The following is a 17,841-nucleotide window of genomic DNA, read 5'->3' as shown; positions in this document are numbered from 1 at the left end:
TTTCTTTAATTGATGATTACTATTTAACAATCGTCATTTCATCAACAATGTTTTGCGCACCATCGATTTTTTCCATGGTCCATAGCATAAATGGCACGCTCGTATGAATCGCACGGTTTAGCTTAGGGTTGTAATCCCAATCGCCGATGATTGATTCGTAAACGCCATCAAATACTAAGCCGACAAATTCACCTTTACCGTTAAGTGTAGGCGAACCTGAGTTACCACCGGTGATATCAAGTGTTGATAAGTAGTTCACAGGTACTGAGTTAAGGCTTTCGCGGCGGTAGTTGCCGTAATCTTTGTTCGCAATTGCTGTGCGGATATTTTCGAACAAGTCGAACTCGTCATCACCCGCAACATATTTCGCTAGCATACCTTCAAGTGTCGTAAACGGTGTTGCCGTTAAACCGTCCTGAGGTGAGTAGCCTTTAACATTACCGTAGGTAATACGCAGCGAGCTGTTTGCATCAGCGTATACTGGTTCGCCTTTGCTTTTCTTGTAGGCGATCATTGCTGACATAAATGCTGGGCGTACTTGTGCCAACTTACCGAACAACTCGTCATCTTGTTTTTCTAATTTGCGATCGTTCTCGTATTGAGAAACGGCAAATTGAATATACGGGTCGTTACTGTTTTTGAAGTCTTCAACCGACTTATCCATCCACGCTAAACGCACAGCTTCCTGGTCAAGCTCAGTGTCTTTGTGCATCTGATCTAACTTAGCTGCCAATTTCTTCGCATCAAACGTTTTATCAATGCCAAAGAATTTGTCGAACGTCGCGTTGCGTTCTGTTGCAGGAAGTTGTGCATATTGCGCGATAAAGTGGTTTAGCACGGCTTTGTCGACACCTGCGTCATAGCGACGATTTACACGCTTCATGCCTTGCTTAAAGCGATTCATGTCACGGTCTTGGTAACCTTGCTTGCGCTCAGCATCTGGCTTTTGACGTTCATTTGCTAAGCGATATAAACGCTTAGACACACCGATTAAATTAGTACGGCCAATATAGGCTAAAATTAAATCACGCTCTTGATTCACTTGGCCTTGGGCAACAAGTTCATTCAACTCTGTCAGCGCTTTACCGTACTTTTCTTGGCGTGCTTTAGAGCTGTTGATCCATGCTTGAAGGTCTTTCAGCTCTTTTTGCTTACGCGCTAACATATCGCCCTTGTTGAAGCTTTCAATCATTGAGCCATAGTTTTTCGCGTAGTTGGCAAGGCCAGCTAATGTGCTCTCGTATTTGATGCGCGCTTCGCTGCCTGCAGGTGCCGTTTCTTTAATAACATCAATGTACTCTTCACGGTAACGCTTTGCTGTTGGGTAAACCCAATTGAATTGGTTTTCAACTTCTTGCGCAATGCGATAGCGGTTTGTACGACCTGGGTAGCCAAGTACCATCACGTAATCTTCATTTTCAACACCATTGGCATTTACTTTTAAGAACGCCTTTGGCTTGAATGGGACGTTATCTTTTGAGTAATCCGCAGGCTTACCGTCTTTGTTCACGTAAGCGCGGTAGAATGCCCAATCACCAGTGTGACGTGGCCACATCCAGTTGTCCGTATCACCGCCGAACTTACCTATGCTTGAAGGCGGAGCGTACACTAAACGTACGTCGCGAATTGACAGTTGCTTAATAAGGAAGTACTCAAGGCCGCCGTGGAAACTGTAAACTTCACAACGGTAGTCTTGTGATGTTTCACACGCTGCAACAAGCGCTTTCTCGTTTTTCTCTATCGCCTTGAAGTACGCTTCACCTTTGGTTGAACTTGGAATGGTGCCGGTAATTTTGTCGGTTACATTCGTTAATGACTCGGTAACGTATACGCGTGAGCCAGGTGCAGCTTGTAATTCTTGGTCAAGTGATTTGGCAACAAAACCTTGCTTCAGCAGGTTTTCTTCCTCAGAAGAATTGTACTGAATTGAACCGTATGCACAGTGATGGTTGGTGACCACTAAACCTTGATCAGATAAGAATGACGCCGTGCAACCGCCTAAGCTGATAATGGCATTCATCGGAAACTGGTTTAAGTTTTCCATTTGCGTAGGATCCAGCTCTAGGCCCGCTTTTTTTAGCTTACCGCTGATTTCTTGCAATTGATGTGGCTGCCACATACCTTCGTCAGCTTGCACTGAACTTGCCAGTACGACTGATGCTAAAGACAGAGCCTTAAGCAATCTTCTGTGTAACATATGTATATTCCTGAGATGGTTATAATGCTTTTAAGTGAAAGACGTTATTTCTAATAACTTAACGAAAAATAAAGCGATTGAGATAATATAACAGTTCATTAAGTTAAAAAATTGTAAACAATGCTAAACCTTCCAGTGGCATCCGGCAACTACCTAGTATATTCAAGCGAAATTTCCACCTTTTTATAACCGCTGGTTATTTGGGGTGATTTGCAAAAAACCAAAAAGAATGACATATTATGTCGTGTGCGTTTGTGCACAATGTAAAAACAGTTAAAGAGGAGAGTTTTTATGTTAAGTAAAGGATTAACCACGACAGATTCGGTCGACACCCCTCAAATAGTTAAAAACCTTAAGCGTGGCGGCTTAGTAGCCGTTATTTTTATCATTGTTTGGATGGTGTTTTACACCATTGATGAAGGACATGTAGGCATTGTTAAGCGCTTTGGTGAAGCCACGACACAAGTTAACCCTGGTCTTCATTTGAAAGTTCCTTTTGCAGACTCAGTAGAAGAATTAGAGATTCGTACTCGAAAAAATGCGGAAAGCTTAAAAGCGTCGACATTCGAGCAGATGCCTGTACAAGCGGAAGTGTCAGTTAACTGGACAGTGATTCGTTCTGAAGCCTTCGAGCTTTATAAAAACTATGGTGGTCTAGATCAGTTCGAAAACCGAATTCTTGACCCGCGCTTACGTTCTGCTGCCAAAGATGCATTGGCGCGTTTTAAAGCGGAAGAAATAGTGCAGAACCGAGGCAAAGTAATTCAAAAAATTGAAGAAACCTTGCTAACTACAATGTCAGAGTTTCCGGTTAAGTTAGACAGCGCACAAATCGAAAATCTAGTGCTACCACCAAAATACTTGCAAAGCATTGAAACCAAGCAAACGGAGAAAAACTTAGCCGCAGCGGAAAAGCACCGTTTAGAGCGTCAAAAATTAGAGGCGCAACGAGAAGTGAACACCGCAGAAGCTAAACGTGATGCTGAAAAAGCCCGTGCAGACGGTTCTGCATATGCAATTATGACTGAAGCAAAAGCGGAAGCAGAGGCCATTCGCTTAAAAGGTTTGGCAGAGGCAGAGGCCATTCGAGAGAAGGCTGAAGCGATAAAAACCAGTAAAGTGCTTGTTGAGTATGTCAAAGCCCAGCAATGGAATGGTCAAATGCCCACAACGGTGATGGGTGATGGCCAAGGTATTCTGTGGAATATGAAAGAGCAGTAGCCCTAAACAGCCCCTCGCATAAAGCCAGGTTAGACGCCTGGCTTTTTTATATCAAGGACACAATTGTTTATTGAAATACTGGTGGTGATGAAAACGCACAAAAAATTCCTATTATTCACTGACATTCCCACATATTCTTCTTTTTATTAGTCAATGAATCCTTAAGAATAACGTCCAAGGCAGCCGGCTAAGCCTTTCTTTTTAATAACGAATAAGGACAAATCATGAATTTAGGTGAACAATTAAAACTACTAAGACAAGAAAAGAAGCTTAGCCAACCTGAGTTGGCTGAAATAGCCGGCATTGAACAATCGTATTTATCTAAACTAGAAAATGATAAGTCGCTGCCCTCTAATGATATGCTGCGTAAGCTACTTACCGCATTGGATATTGAGTTGGATGAATTAATGAGCAGTATTTCATCGGCTAGTGTCCAAAAGTTGTCTTCATTGCCTGACGTGGAGCATTGGGTAGCAAAGCAAACGTCGCATCGATTCAACCAGCGTCGTAACTATTTATTGATCTCAAGTTTACTTATTGTGCTGGCCACTACGTTGTTTTATGCAGGTTACAGCAAGTCAGTTTTTACAGGTGTGCAGCATGAATATACCTCTGATGGAGTAGTGCTAGAAGGTGAGCCAAAAGATATCTTTAGGGATTGGCCACGCCTGATCGAGAACGGCAAAAAAGGGAGTCGAGAGCTTCGTGAGCAGAAGGCAATGGAAATGACGAAGCGAATGGATGTTGAACGCATTCGATTTGATACCTGGATGGGGGAGTACGTAGAGAAGTCAGTAGAAGGTGGTAAACGTTACTACCGGCACTTCAAAGAAGTTCAAGTACCTCAACCTATCAATGCGTGGCTGCAAGTGTTGGGTGTTTTACTGTTTACGGCAGGTTTACTTGGCTTTGTTCTAGAGCGTAAGTTGTTCAAATAGATGCAATTAACAAGCTTGTTACAAGTCTGCGTTTGCCGCAAAAGTTGCGCTGCTCAACGTGATTGCTCTGACAAGTAAGTCATGATGTTCTAGGCTGTTTGTTTACGATAATAAATAGGCAGCCGTCATGACTAAAAAATTCATCGCACTGTTCTTCATCTCAGTGTTTGCACTTTCTGCAACGGCAGAACAGCATCAAAGAACCCTCGATATTGATAGTAGTAATACCACCAAGCACACTACCAAAATTAAAGGTAAGAAAGTTAACTATACCGCTACAACTGGTACTCAGCCTGTTTGGGATGAAGAAGGCCACCCTGTAGCAAGCCTGTTCTACACGTATTATCAGCGCAGTGATGTTAAGGACAAGGGCAAGCGTCCACTACTTATCTCATTTAATGGTGGCCCGGGGTCAGCTTCTGTATGGATGCATGTTGCCTACACGGGACCGAAAGTCTTGAACGTTGATGATGAAGGTTTCCCATTGCAGCCATACGGCGTAAAAACCAATCCATATTCAGTGCTTGATGTCGCGGATATTGTCTTTGTGAATCCGGTAAATACTGGCTATTCACGTGTACTGCCGAACAAAGACGGTAAAATGCCATCGAAAGAGCAGCAAAAGAAAATGTTCTTTGGTGTGAATGCCGATGTGAAGTATCTCGCGGAATGGATTAATACCTTTGTTTCGCGCAACGACCGCTGGCGTTCACCTAAATATTTAATTGGTGAAAGCTACGGCACAACCCGTGTTTCGGGGTTAGCACTTGAGCTACAAAACCGTCAGTGGATGTATTTAAATGGTGTGGTGCTAGTGTCGCCAACCGATATTGGTATTGAGCGCAATGGCCCAGTTAAAGCGGCTAACCGCTTACCTTACTTTGCTGCAACCGCTTGGTATCACAAGGCGTTAGACCAAGAGTTACAGGCGAAAGACTTAGCCGAACTGTTACCTGAAGTTGAAGCGTTTACCATCAATGAATATATCCCAGCGCTCGCCAAAGGTGGCTTTATTTCTGATGAGCAAAAGCAAGCGATTGCTAAAAAAGTGGCGCGCTATTCTGGCTTATCAGTCGAAGAAGTCATTGGCAGTAACTTAGATATCGCGACAACGTTTTATTGGAAAGCCTTACTACGTGACCGCCAGCAGACGGTTGGGCGTCTTGATTCACGTTACTTGGGTATTGATAAGAAAAACGTAGGCGAACGTCCCGATTACTGGGCAGAACTGACGTCTTGGCTACATAGCTTCACGCCAGCAATTAATTACTATTTGCGCGAAGAACTCGAATATAAAACGGACATCAAATACAACATGTTTGGTCCTGTTCGCCCTTGGGATCGCACTAACAATAAAACTGGTGAGAACTTACGCCAAGCGATGGCACAGAATCCGTATCTGAATGTCATGATTCAAGCGGGTTACTACGATGGCGCGACTAATTACTTTGATGCGAAATATACTATGTGGCAGCTTGATCCAAGTGGCTTGATGAAAGACCGTTTGTCTTTTCAAGGCTACCGCAGTGGTCATATGATGTACCTGCGTTATGAAGATTTACGCGATTCAAATCAGCATTTACGTGAATTTATCGTTAAGTCCTTACCTGCGAAAAATAAAGCAGCAAAGTATTAAGTCGATAGCAAAACTGCTATAAACAGAACAACAGCAGAGAGTGAAGAGAGTAACAATGAAATTAAAACCGTTAGCTATCGGTTTAGCGTTGATTGTCAACAGTGCGGCGGCGTTAGCAGAGCAAACGCTGATACACGCTGCAGGCTATGTTGATGTAGCGTCAGGTAAGTTAGTTAAAAACGTGTCTGTGCTGATTGATGACAATGTCATCACTAAAGTGGGTGAGCAGGGCAGTATCAAAGCAGGTACTGACACTAGGGTTATCAATCTGAAAGATAAAACCTTGTTACCTGGCTTTATGGATATGCATGTTCACTTAACAAGTGACGCTGAAGACAACTTTTTAGCAGCTAAAGGAAATTCCGTACCACGACAAACCGTCAAAGCCGTCAAAAACGCGAAGAAAACCTTGATGGCTGGCTTTACCACGGTGCGTAACTTGGGGGCTGCTGGCTACAGTGTTATTGGAGTGCGCGATGGTATTAATGCAGGCGAAGTGCCGGGCCCTCGTATTTGGGCGGCAGGTCATTCGGTGAGTATTACTGGCGGTCATTGTGACGATAACTTTTCTGCGCCAGAGAAAAAATCAAAATCTGGCGGTGTTGCTGATGGCCCCTGGGCAGTGCGGGCGAAAGTACGTGAAAATATTAAGTATGGTGCAAATACCATTAAGGTATGTGCAACCGGTGGTGTATTTTCGAAGGGCACAAAAGTGGGTATTCAGCAGCTCACTGAAGAGGAAATGCGAGCGGCGGTGCAAGAAGCACATATGCGCGGCTTGATAGTGGCAGCGCATGCGCACGGCACCTCAGGTATCAAGGCCGCAATCCGCTCAGGTGTGGATTCTATCGAACACTGTAGTTTTATGGATGAAGAAGCTATAGAGCTTGCCCTGAAACATGGCACTTACTTGTCATGTGACATCTATAATACTGAGTATACGCTTGCTTTTGGCGAAGCGAACGGTGTGCCTGAAGCGAATATCTTAAAAGAAAAAATGGTATCTAAGGCGCAGCGAGATAGTTTTAAACGGGCAACCAAGGCGGGCGCAAAAATGGTGTTTGGATCAGACGCGGCTATTTATCCGCATGGCGACAATGGTAAGCAGTTCTCACGTATGGTCACTTTTGGGATGACACCTATACAAGCTATTCAGGCGGCGACAATCAACAGTGCGAGTTTGCTACAACAAAGCAATTTAGGGCAAATCAAAGCAGGGTATCTTGCTGATATTGTTGCTGTTGATGGTGACCCATTAGCCAATATTTCATTGTTAGAAAATGTTAGTTTCGTGATGAAAGACGGTATTGTGTACAAGCAATAGTAAGTAACATCATTAAGTGATAAATAGCACCTTCGGGTGCTTTTTTATTATCAAAACTCGCCTAAAAGACAATACATACATCTTGAATTAAAACCGATACGTACTCTTATTCAACAAAATAAGGAGCGAGTATGTTTTCATTTTTTAAATCTGACCCAACGAAAAAGCTAAAAAAACAGCATTTGGCTTTATTAGAAAAAGCGATGCACGCACAACGTAATGGCGATATCAAAGGTTATGCGATGATAACCGCAGAAGCAGAGGCGCTTGCAAAAGAAATTCAGATCAAAGAACAGGAAGGGTAGGTTCGTATTGTTTAGAGCAGAGTGACATGTTCACTCTGCTCAATTTCACTTAATTTGTGCGCGGTTCAGCGCAAACCAGTTTAGCCTTCGTCTTTGTCGGCTAATTTGGCTTCTAGTTCAGCAACCGCTTTTTCAAGTGATGCCAATTTTTCGCGCGTTTTAATCAAAACTTGTGTTTGTACGTCAAACTCTTCGCGAGTAACAACGTCAAGTTGTGAAAGCTTGCGTTGAAGTACTGTTTTTGTTTTTTCTTCAAAGTCATTAGCAACCGCTTTTACGCCCGGTGGAATGGCATCGGTTACTTGTTTAGCAATTTCTTCAATTTTCTTTGCGTTAATCATTTGGCTAACCTCAATTGTAATGCCTGACATTGTAGCGAAAGTTAAATCAGATCACATAAAAATTTCACCGAAGGCTGTTGTTGGATGCAAAACAAGGTAAAATCTGCCGCCTTATCATCAGTAGACCATGTATTAGCCAAGCGAGCCTGTGAATGAAGTTAAACCCACGCCAAGAAGAAGCAAAAAACTATGTCAGTGGACCGTGTTTGGTGCTTGCTGGTGCAGGTAGTGGTAAAACGGGTGTTATCTGTCAAAAGATCGCTTATCTGATTCAAAAGTGTGGCTACAAAGCCCGTAATATAGCGGCTGTAACCTTTACTAACAAAGCCGCACGTGAAATGAAAGAGCGTGTCGCGAGTATGTTGGGCCGCGAGTTAACACGTGGTTTAATCGTATCAACATTCCACTCCTTGGGTTTGGATATCGTCCGTCGTGAAATCAAAACACTTGGCTACAAACCAGGCTTCACGTTATTTGATGATCAGGACACGATTGCGCTACTTAAAGAATTGACCGAACAAGAGCTTGATGGCGATAAAGACTTGCTCAGTAAATTGCAAATGATGATTTCTAATTGGAAGAATGATTTGCTACTACCCGATCAAGTACTCAAGCAAGCAGTGGATGCCGACACAGCAATGTATGCTGAATTTTATCAGCGTTATCACAGCCATATGAGGGCGTATAACGCACTTGATTTTGATGATTTGATTCTTATTCCTACGCTATTGCTAAAAAATTATCCCGAAGTGCGTGAGCGCTGGCGCAAGAAAATTCAATATATGCTGGTGGATGAATATCAAGATACCAATGCCAGTCAATATGAAATGGTTAAATTGCTCACCGGTGAGCGAGGTCGCCTAACTGTAGTTGGTGATGATGACCAATCGATTTACTCGTGGCGTGGTGCTAAACCACAAAACCTTGTTTTACTTGGTGAAGATTATCCAAACCTGAAACTCATCAAACTAGAGCAAAACTACCGTTCTAGTGGCCGTATTTTGCATTGCGCTAATATACTTATTGCCAATAATCCGCATGTTTACGATAAAGCATTATTCAGTGAACACGACTACGGTATGCCAATTCGTGTGGTGCAAACGCGCAATGAAGAGCACGAAGTTGAACGCGTGGTAGGTGAGCTGATTGGTCATCGCTTCATGAACAAAACTCACTACAAAGATTACGCAATTTTGTATCGTGGTAACCACCAGTCTCGTTTGCTTGAAAAAGCGCTGATGACCAACCGTATTCCTTACAAAATCAGTGGTGGTACGTCGTTTTTCTCGCGTTCTGAAATCAAAGACATCATGGCGTACTTGCGCTTGTTGGTGAACCCTGATGACGACAATGCCTTCTTGCGTGTCTGCAATGTACCTAAGCGTGAGCTTGGGCCTGCAACCTTGGAAAAACTGGGTAACTACGCCAATAAGCGTCAGATAAGTATGTTTGCTGCCAGTTCTGAGTTTGGTTTAGAACAGACACTTTCTGGCAGAGGCTTAGTCAACCTTCAGAAATTTACGCGCTGGCTAGTAGAAACGTCTGATAATTCAGAACGTGGTGACACACCTGCGGTATTGCGCTCGATGATTCGTGAAATGAATTATGAAGACTACCTTTACGACTCTTCACCAAGTGCCAAAGCGGCAGAAATGCGCATGAAAAACGTTACGCAGTTGTTTAGCTGGGTCACACAAATGCTAGAGGGTGATGAGCTGGATGAGCCGATGACGTTAGCGCAAGTGGTCACCAGGCTTACATTGCGCGATATGATGGAGCGCAACGAAGAAGAAGAGTTTGCTGATCAAGTGCAGTTGATGACGTTGCATGCCTCAAAAGGTCTAGAGTTCCCTTATGTGTTTTTAATCGGTATGGAAGAAGGCTTGCTCCCGCATCAATCCAGTATTGACGAAGATAATGTGGAAGAAGAACGACGCCTTGCTTATGTAGGTGTTACTCGGGCGAAACGTGAATTGATTTGTACCTACGCAAGAGAGCGCCGCCAGTTTGGCGAAGTTGCGCGCACCGAACCGAGCCGCTTCCTTTATGAAATGCCGCAAGATGACTTGATTTGGGAAACGGAAAAATCGAAAAAGTCACAAGAACAAAAACAACAAACCGCTAAAGCAGGTGTGGCAAATTTACGTGAGTTGTTGAAAAAGAAGTAGGTTAAGCATTGAAATTCAATGTTTAGCCTAAATAATTAAAGTTGGACCACAGCGGAAGTGATTGATGAACCAACAACCCAGTAACCTAAATCAGCAACAAAAAATAAGTGCCTTTATCGTCACTTGTTTCTTGGTGTTTGGTTTAGCCCTAGTCACTGGCTTTTCTGTATTTCACCATAATGATAGTGAAAGTGGTCGTTACTTTTCACTTCCACACGCACTCAATTCAAGCGTTGAAATTTCAGCGCCATCAGATTCCGGTAAATTGCAGACTGTTGGCGTATTACTCACTAAGCTTTTGGCTGAAGAGCCGGCACTTGTTGCTCAAGCAAAGCCCGCCAGTCACTTTACCCATCATCAACAACAAGCTGCTTGGCAAAGTTTAGCGCTATTTCCAGCGCCTAAGTTGCGGCTAATGTTTTCGTTTCAACCAGACCCTGCAACACATCGGGCGCCCTGGTATATGCGAATACATCGTAATAAAAGCAGGCTGTCTGGCTGGAAAGACAGTAACCTCAATTATCGTTATATCGACGCCTTTGTTTAATCACTAGTTCTCTTACGACTAGTCTGGCAAGTCATCGCTTGCCTTAAATATGTTAAACGAAGGAAATATTCATGAATTCAATTACACGATTTCGCCTAATGGCGATCTGTCTTTATTTATTTGGCTGTGTCGCTATTGCGCAGTCAATCAGCCACGAAGATATTACTAAGCTACTTGACCAGACATTTTCGGTCATGGAACAACACTACATCGAACCGTCAGTGGTTGATGAAACCAAAAACTTTATTGTCGCTCGACATGCGATGGGCAAATATCATGATATCGATACGTTAGATAAGTTTGCAGAGCGTATTGGTGGTGATATCCGAGATATTACCGGAGACAAGCATCTAAGCCTATATACGGTATCACCAGAGGAAGAGGTCAGTCATATCATCCAACATCGAGAAGGAAAGTTGACCCACAACTATGCGTTTGAGCAAGTAAAAGTGCTACCGGGAAATATTGGGTATCTTAAATTCAATAAGTTTCACCCTGACAGCAACGCGAAGAATACTGCCGACAGTGCTTTTAATTTCCTAGCAAATACGGAAGGTATGGTTATTGATCTGCGCGACACCATTGGTGGTTCACCTGAGCTCGTTGCCCATATGATAGGGTATTTTTTGGCTGATAGAACTCCACTTTGGTCAACCCTTGATGCCCAAGGAAACGTGACACAAACTGTTCAAGTGGATAAACACAGTGGGCATACTCAGTTTCGAGATGACTATCCTGTATGGCTGGTAACAAGCCACAACAGTGCTAGCGCAACTGAACTCTTTGCCAGTGCGTTACAGGCGAATAATAAGGCAACCGTTGTTGGTGATGCAACGGCTGGCGCAGGCTTTTATGTAGGAGTAAGAAAAATAACCGACGAGTTGGTATTTCGTATTTCTCTACTCAAACCTATCATCTCTTCGAACCAATCCAACTGGGAAAAGGTAGGTGTGGAGCCTGACGTTAAAGTACCACCTGTTGATGCACTTGATAGTGCGATAGCGATAGCGATGGCTAGTCAGCATGTCAGCGAAAGTTAGTTTGATGTCAGTGTAGAGGGCTATTAAAGCCCTCTTTACAAAGAGACTATAGCCTATAGCAATCAATGTCAGCGAACTGTTAGGAGACTGTCGTATAAGTGTCGTGGTGTTGTCGGGCTAGTGTCGCTAGAATAACAGTGTAACTTTCGGGCACACCATTAGTATTTCTTCGAACACAGTATATTGAGAAGGAATAACCATGAGTAATATGAATATGGAGCTAAACCATCAGACTTTGCTAGTGCTTCGCGCCGAAAAGTGTTGGAGCCAAGAAGAGCTTGCCGCGGCAACTGGCTTGAGCATTCGCACTATTCAGCGAGTAGAAAAGCAAGGAAACGCATCACTTGAAACAACGAAAGCATTAGCGAGTGTTTACAATGTAACGCCTACTTACCTGCAAAAACCGAAAAACATTGAGCGACTGACTTTCCATTATTTATACAAATATAGCTGGCTAGTAGCGTTTGCAGCGTCGAGTGTGTTATTTGGCCTATGGATTGTTGATATTTTGATCCCTACGCTAAAAGGTGGAAATTTCGATGAGCTTTACGAAATGCACGGCAATTTTAGATACCTAGATTATGGTGGTGTTTGCTTCTTCCTTGGGTTTGTATTGCTGGCTATTAATATATACGTTGAACACGCCCGAAGACATAGAGCAATTCAGCAATAACTCAAACGCTTGGGGTCACTAAAAAGCCGCTTTTAGCGGCTGTTTAGTATGAGTGTTAGCTGCTGGTTTCCCTTCTATTCTGCCATCATTGATGCTGTTTTGGGATACGCTAACAGGTCCGCGAAAATTGCCCAACGCTTGTCTAAATCATCTTCGCCAGTTACTCGGTCGACATACTGTTTCACTAAGTCCTGGCCGAGGTTGTAGTTGATGACATACGCTCGGTGTGCTTCGATAAAGCCAATACGCTGTGTCGACTTTTCTTGGCTAGATAATGCGTATTTCATTAGTAAGTCTATTGCCGCCTCTTTATCGATATCGCCATCCAGATAGCGTTTTGCGATCATATTGTCAGCGTAAGATAGAAGCGCTAACTTGTCTTGTACTTGGTAGTAAGTATTCACTTGCGTAGCATCTAAACCAGCTAAAGGAAAAAGAACCTCTTTTTCAAATGCTAAACGTTCATCTTTTGGAAAAGCGACCTCAATACCGTAATTCGCACTACCTTCTGCAAGTAATGACATAGGTGAGTACAATGGGTAGATGCTGTATTCAATCCAGCCCATTTTGTCGACCAAATGCTGTTCCATTTGTGAATTGAACACGTGGTGCCCTGGGTAGCCTTCATGACTTGCAAGGTCGATTGCGCGCTCAATATAAATAGGGAAATCAGTATTAAGTTGAATAAGCGAAAAGTTGTTACCTTTATACCAGTTGTATCCACTCCACACCTTGTCTGTCACATATTCGATAGTAAAGCTTTCATTTTCAGGTAAGTCGATATGCGCTTTGGTGCGTTTGCGTGCTTCGTCAATAGCCGCATTAAAAACGGTGTCTAATTTATCCAAAGGAATCACAAATTGGGATTTGTATGTATTGAGGCGCTGATTCAGCTCTCCTTCCCCCGGAATTAGCAAGCTTAATTCAGCGAGTGCTGCATCAAGTTCTTGCTCCGTAATAGTAGGTGATAATGCGTCGTAAAGGCCCAGCGATTCATCATCGAATAAAATTTTCTCACCTTGTTGCAAACGAATAAAGGTATCGACAGATTTCAGCTGAATGTCTAAAAACTGCTTACGCAGTGCTTGGCTTGCATCAACTTGCGTTGCTGCTAATTGGTTGACTAAGTCATGGTTACGAATAAGTAGCTCATCTAATGGTTTTTTGGTGCTTTCGTCTTTCCACTTCTCAGGCCCGTAATATGCGTCAATGTAGTATGGATGATGGTGACCAACATCTAAGATAAGTTTTACGTATTGCTCTGCAATGTTATTTAGGGCTTGAGTTTGTTCCATGGTTTGCTCTTCTTGTTTACTACAACCAGTGGCTAGCAAGCTAAGCATTGCCAATAGGCTGATTAGCCAAGTTTTCATAATAAATGCCTGTTTTATTTTTGTATGCATTATACATTCGACGCAAATTGCATCAACTCAAAGTGCAGTTAGTATAGTAAAAATGCTTTATCGAGCGTTTTTTTCTCTAGAAGATGCTGTAAGTTACTGATGGTTGTTTTAGCAATGGTAGAAATGGCTTCTTGAGTAAAAAAGCCTTGGTGACCGGTTATTAACACATTGGGGAATGTGCTTAAACGTGCAAACACATCGTCTTGAATAATTTCACCCGATAAATCTTCGAAAAATAGGCTGCTCTCCAGTTCGTAAACATCGATACCTAAGTAGCCTAAACGCCTCTCTTTTAGTGCTTTGACCACGGCATGAGAGTCAATCAGACCACCGCGACTTGTATTGATGAGCATGACATCAGGGCGCATTTTGGCGAGTGACTGTTCATTAATGATGTGCTTCGTTTGCGGTAACAAAGGACAGTGCAGGCTAATAATATCTGACTCTTCAAACAGCGTGTCGGCCGATACATATCGACAACCCATAGCGACAGCTTCGTCATTTTCTGTAGGATCACTGCACAGTAAGTGGCAGCCGAATCCCTTAAGAATCCGCAATGTCGCTAAACCGATATTGCCTGTGCCTATGATGCCAACGGTTTTATTGTGGAGGTTAAAACCCATCAAACCATCAAGAGAAAAGTTATCTTCTCGGATACGGTTATAGGCTTTGTGAAACTTGCGACTCAATGTCAGCATTAATCCAACGGTATGCTCAGCGACTGCTTCCGGTGAATATTCGGGTACACGACAAATCTGCAAGCCTAATTGCTGCGCAGCTTCAATATCAACATTGTTAAAACCCGCACAGCGAAGGGCGATAACCTTGATGCCAAAGCTCGCAAGTTTTTCTAAGACATGCTTATCAGCGGTATCATTGACAAAGATGCATATCGCATCAAAGCCGCTGGCAAGTTCTACGGTTTCCGCACTCAACTTACTCTCGAAATACTCGAATGCAAGTGATGTATTGAAATTAAACTTGTCTAGAAAGTTTTTATCGTACTTCTTGCTACTAAATACAGCGACTTTAAACATGGCAACGGATCCTTCTGCTATGGCTCTGAGGTGCTTTAGGGTGGTTTGGGTGAGCATTGCAACATGCCACCACCATCATCAGTGTGAAACAGCTCAAGCTATTTTTCCATTAAATCTTATTGAAGTTTTTTCAACTATTTGAGCTGTCGACTGTTACGATTGATGGTGCAACTAAGGCCAGTGTTAGGCGTTAGAGTATTTCTCACGGTTACCCATCCATCGCTCAATAATCGCTTCTGCTTGTTTAGGGTATTGCTTCCAAAGTAAGTAAGCATGTTGCTGCACCTCGGGGATGATCGCTTGGTCACGCACTAGGTCAGCGATTTTAAGGTCAGCAAGGCCAGTTTGTTTTGTACCTAGCATTTCCCCTGGGCCACGTATTTCAAGGTCTTTTTGCGCGATCACAAAGCCGTCGTTGCTTTCTCGTAACACACCTAATCGTTTCGTCGCCGTTTTCGATAGTGGCGATTTATACATCAATACACAATGTGACGCGACAGCACCACGCCCCACGCGACCACGAAGCTGGTGCAGTTGTGCTAAGCCCAAACGTTCTGGATTTTCTATTACCATCAAGCTTGAGTTGGGGACATCAACACCGACTTCAATCACCGTTGTAGCCACGAGCAGGTGCAAGTCTCCTTCTTTAAACGATTCCATTACCGCTTGTTTTTCTGCAGGCTTCATACGGCCATGTACCAGCCCTATTTTGAGCTCAGGTAAGGCTTGCTGTAGGTAGGTTGCCGTGTCCTCTGCTGCCTGACATTGCAGCACTTCTGACTCTTCAATTAGGGTACATACCCAATACGCCTGACGGTTATCTTGGGTGCATCCCTGTCGGATGCGTTCAATGACATCGTCACGGCGTGTATCAGGCAGTGCTATTGTAGTAATAGGTGTGCGACCTGGTGGTAGCTCATCAATAATTGAGGTATCTAGATCAGCATAGGCGGTCATCGCTAAAGTACGCGGTATCGGCGTTGCCGTCATGATCAGTTGGTGTGGATATTTACTATCGAAAGCACCTTTCTCCCGCAATGATAGGCGCTGATGAACACCGAAGCGATGCTGCTCGTCAATAATAATCAGTGCCAGTTTTTTAAATGCAACTTGCTCTTGGAAAAGGGCGTGGGTACCAACGGCCATTTGAATGGTGCCATCAGCGAGTTTTTCGAGTGCTTCACGGCGCGCTTTTGCTTTGGTTTTGCCCGCAAGCCAACCCACGGTTATTCCTAGTGGCTCAAACCAGTTTTGAAAATTGATTGCATGTTGTTCTGCCAATATCTCTGTTGGTGCCATCAGGGCTACTTGGTAACCTTGGCTAATTGCCGTGATAGCGGATAGCGCTGCTACAAGTGTTTTACCTGAACCCACATCACCTTGCACCAGTCTCATCATCGGCAGTGATTTTGCGAGATCGGTTCTGATTTCGTCGACCACACGTGCCTGAGCGTTCGTGGGCTTAAATGGCAAACTGTCTAGAAACTTTTTATTAAGAGTATCATCGACGGTCATGCTCACTGATTCGTGTTTGTCACTCGACTCACGCAGTTTCAGCATACTTAAGTTATGAGCGAGCAACTCTTCCTTAATTAGTCTCAGTTGAGCAGGGTGACGGCCTTCTTCAAGTTGCGTGGTAGATACATCGGGTGGTGGGCGATGAATAAGTGCTAATGCTTCTGCTAATGTAAACGGTTCATTTAGAAACTCTTTAGGCAGCAGTTCTTCGACACTACCATGTTCCAAGCGCTTTAGAGCTTGTTCTGTGATATTGCGCAGACTTATTTGCCTTAAGCCGTCGGTTGTTGGGTAAACAGGAGTAAGCGTTTCTTCAACCGGTGTTAATGGATTGTCTTGATCCAGTAACTTGTATTCCGGGTGAACAATTTGAAAGCTACGTGGCCCTCGTTGAATTTCTCCATAACAACGAATCTCTGTACCTATCGGTAATGCATTTTTCTGTGCCGCCGAAAAATGGAAAAAGCGTAAGTCGACAGAGCCAGAGCCATCATTGATGGTTAGCACCCACATCCGTTTTCTGCCCTGAATAATTTGGCTATTGGTGACTTCGCCAATGATATTGGTATAGATACCCGGCATGAGATCGCGAATAGCCATCACACGCGTGCGATCTTCGTAGCGCAAAGGGAGATGAAACAGTAAGTCTTGTACTGACACTAGCCCAAGCTTAGCAAACTTGTCGGCCATTGCAGGCCCAACACCTTTCAACGATGCGATAGTGAGTTGGGCGAGATTGGTGAGTCCTTTCGCAGGCATACTACTCGTTATCGATTTCCTGCCACGCAGCTTGTGTCATTTGCATTTGTTGCCACCATTCGTCTGACGCAACAATTTGACCTTCTTCATCAATTTTAGGATATGGAAGGCCTTTGGTTTTACATACTTTAGCTACAATAGGGTGGCCACCTTCAAACAGCACACGCTGGCGCTCTGCTTCAGAGATAGTCGATTGATTGTACATACCGGCTGCTTCACGTTGGCGTTGTGCTTCATAAAGCACAACAGCATTTGCTACTGATACGTTAAGCGATTGCACCATACCGACCATCGGGATGACAATATCCTGATCAGCCATTTCTTTAGCAATGTCGGAAGCCCCGAATTTTTCTTGGCCCAAAATAATGGCAGTAGGCTTGGTGTAGTCAATCTCTCTAAAGTCGACAGCCTTATCAGATAAGTTCGTCACTAGCACTTGCATATTCTGCTTTTTCAACTGGGCAATGGCGTCAGCTGTTTTATCATAGTGATTTACCTTAACCCAATTTTGGCTGCCCATTGCTACACCGCCAGAGGTACGCATTTGCTCAGTTTTCCAAACCGCATGCACTTCACTACACCCAATAGCGTCACAGGTGCGAACGACTGCCGCAAGGTTATGTGCTTTGTGCACACCTTCCATTAATACGGACAGGTCTGGTTGGCGTTTGTCGAGCATATTGTTAATACGCGCTAATCTTTCAGGAGTCATCTTTCTTCACATTTCACATTGA

Annotated in this window: 15 protein-coding genes; 9 read left to right on the top strand and 6 right to left on the bottom strand. The window is 43.7% G+C overall.

The window, feature by feature from the left end:
* Positions 1-19 precede the first annotated feature (19 nt).
* Positions 20-2,197 carry a S46 family peptidase gene (locus tag ACFSJY_RS14350; protein ID WP_386035592.1) on the bottom strand — a complete coding sequence of 726 codons (2,178 nt, stop codon included), beginning with the start codon at positions 2,195-2,197 and terminating at the stop codon, positions 20-22.
* Between the two features lie 291 nt (positions 2,198-2,488).
* Between ACFSJY_RS14350 and ACFSJY_RS14345 the strand changes: the two genes are divergently transcribed.
* From ACFSJY_RS14345 to ACFSJY_RS14325, 5 genes are all read left to right on the top strand, one after another.
* Entirely contained in the window at positions 2,489-3,418 is a 930-nt protein-coding gene (locus tag ACFSJY_RS14345) for an SPFH domain-containing protein (protein WP_386035589.1), read from the top strand.
* A 224-nt stretch (positions 3,419-3,642) separates the two neighbouring features.
* Positions 3,643-4,356, top strand: a complete 714-nt coding sequence (locus tag ACFSJY_RS14340) for a helix-turn-helix domain-containing protein (protein WP_386035586.1) — start codon at positions 3,643-3,645, stop codon at positions 4,354-4,356.
* Between the two features lie 127 nt (positions 4,357-4,483).
* On the top strand, positions 4,484-5,992 hold the full coding sequence (locus ACFSJY_RS14335) for a S10 family peptidase (RefSeq protein WP_386035583.1): 1,509 nt from the start codon (positions 4,484-4,486) through the stop codon (positions 5,990-5,992).
* A 55-nt stretch (positions 5,993-6,047) separates the two neighbouring features.
* On the top strand, positions 6,048-7,316 hold the full coding sequence (locus ACFSJY_RS14330; RefSeq protein ID WP_386035580.1) for a Xaa-Pro dipeptidase: 1,269 nt from the start codon (positions 6,048-6,050) through the stop codon (positions 7,314-7,316).
* Positions 7,317-7,447: 131 nt separating this feature from the next.
* Positions 7,448-7,621, top strand: coding sequence for a DUF6435 family protein (locus tag ACFSJY_RS14325; protein WP_386035577.1), 174 nt, complete (start codon positions 7,448-7,450; stop codon positions 7,619-7,621).
* An 80-nt stretch (positions 7,622-7,701) separates the two neighbouring features.
* Here ACFSJY_RS14325 and ubiK read toward each other — a convergent pair whose 3' ends face one another.
* A complete protein-coding gene (ubiK, locus tag ACFSJY_RS14320) occupies positions 7,702-7,962 on the bottom strand; it encodes a ubiquinone biosynthesis accessory factor UbiK (RefSeq protein WP_386035574.1) in 261 nt (86 codons plus the stop codon).
* A gap of 152 nt (positions 7,963-8,114) precedes the next feature.
* Between ubiK and rep the strand changes: the two genes are divergently transcribed.
* The 4 genes from rep (at position 8,115) to ACFSJY_RS14300 (ending at position 12,390) form a co-directional block, all read left to right on the top strand.
* Positions 8,115-10,130: a DNA helicase Rep gene (gene rep, locus ACFSJY_RS14315; RefSeq protein WP_386035571.1), complete on the top strand. Its 2,016-nt coding sequence runs from the start codon at positions 8,115-8,117 to the stop codon at positions 10,128-10,130.
* A gap of 64 nt (positions 10,131-10,194) precedes the next feature.
* Complete coding sequence (locus ACFSJY_RS14310) at positions 10,195-10,677, top strand: hypothetical protein (protein WP_386035568.1); 483 nt, start codon at positions 10,195-10,197, stop codon at positions 10,675-10,677.
* 71 nt (positions 10,678-10,748) lie between these two features.
* Positions 10,749-11,717, top strand: a complete 969-nt coding sequence (locus tag ACFSJY_RS14305; protein ID WP_386035565.1) for a S41 family peptidase — start codon at positions 10,749-10,751, stop codon at positions 11,715-11,717.
* Positions 11,718-11,916: 199 nt separating this feature from the next.
* Positions 11,917-12,390 (top strand): helix-turn-helix domain-containing protein, encoded by a 474-nt coding sequence (locus ACFSJY_RS14300; RefSeq protein ID WP_386035562.1) that lies wholly within the window; start codon positions 11,917-11,919, stop codon positions 12,388-12,390.
* 74 nt (positions 12,391-12,464) lie between these two features.
* On the opposite strand, the gene ACFSJY_RS14295 is transcribed toward ACFSJY_RS14300, so the two are convergent.
* From ACFSJY_RS14295 to trmH, 4 genes are all read right to left on the bottom strand, one after another.
* Positions 12,465-13,763, bottom strand: a complete 1,299-nt coding sequence (locus tag ACFSJY_RS14295) for a hypothetical protein (protein ID WP_386035560.1) — start codon at positions 13,761-13,763, stop codon at positions 12,465-12,467.
* 68 nt (positions 13,764-13,831) lie between these two features.
* Positions 13,832-14,830: a 2-hydroxyacid dehydrogenase gene (locus ACFSJY_RS14290; protein WP_386035646.1), complete on the bottom strand. Its 999-nt coding sequence runs from the start codon at positions 14,828-14,830 to the stop codon at positions 13,832-13,834.
* 183 nt (positions 14,831-15,013) lie between these two features.
* Positions 15,014-17,107: an ATP-dependent DNA helicase RecG gene (gene recG / locus ACFSJY_RS14285; protein ID WP_386035557.1), complete on the bottom strand. Its 2,094-nt coding sequence runs from the start codon at positions 17,105-17,107 to the stop codon at positions 15,014-15,016.
* Position 17,108: 1 nt separating this feature from the next.
* Entirely contained in the window at positions 17,109-17,819 is a 711-nt protein-coding gene (gene trmH, locus ACFSJY_RS14280) for a tRNA (guanosine(18)-2'-O)-methyltransferase TrmH (protein WP_386035554.1), read from the bottom strand.
* Positions 17,820-17,841: the final 22 nt, after the last annotated feature.

Source organism: Thalassotalea euphylliae, from assembly GCF_042682785.1.
Taxonomy (GTDB): Bacteria; Pseudomonadota; Gammaproteobacteria; order Enterobacterales; family Alteromonadaceae; genus Thalassotalea_F; species Thalassotalea_F euphylliae.
The sequence above is the reverse complement of the archived record's forward strand: the minus strand, read 5'-3'. Positions and strand labels throughout refer to the sequence as shown.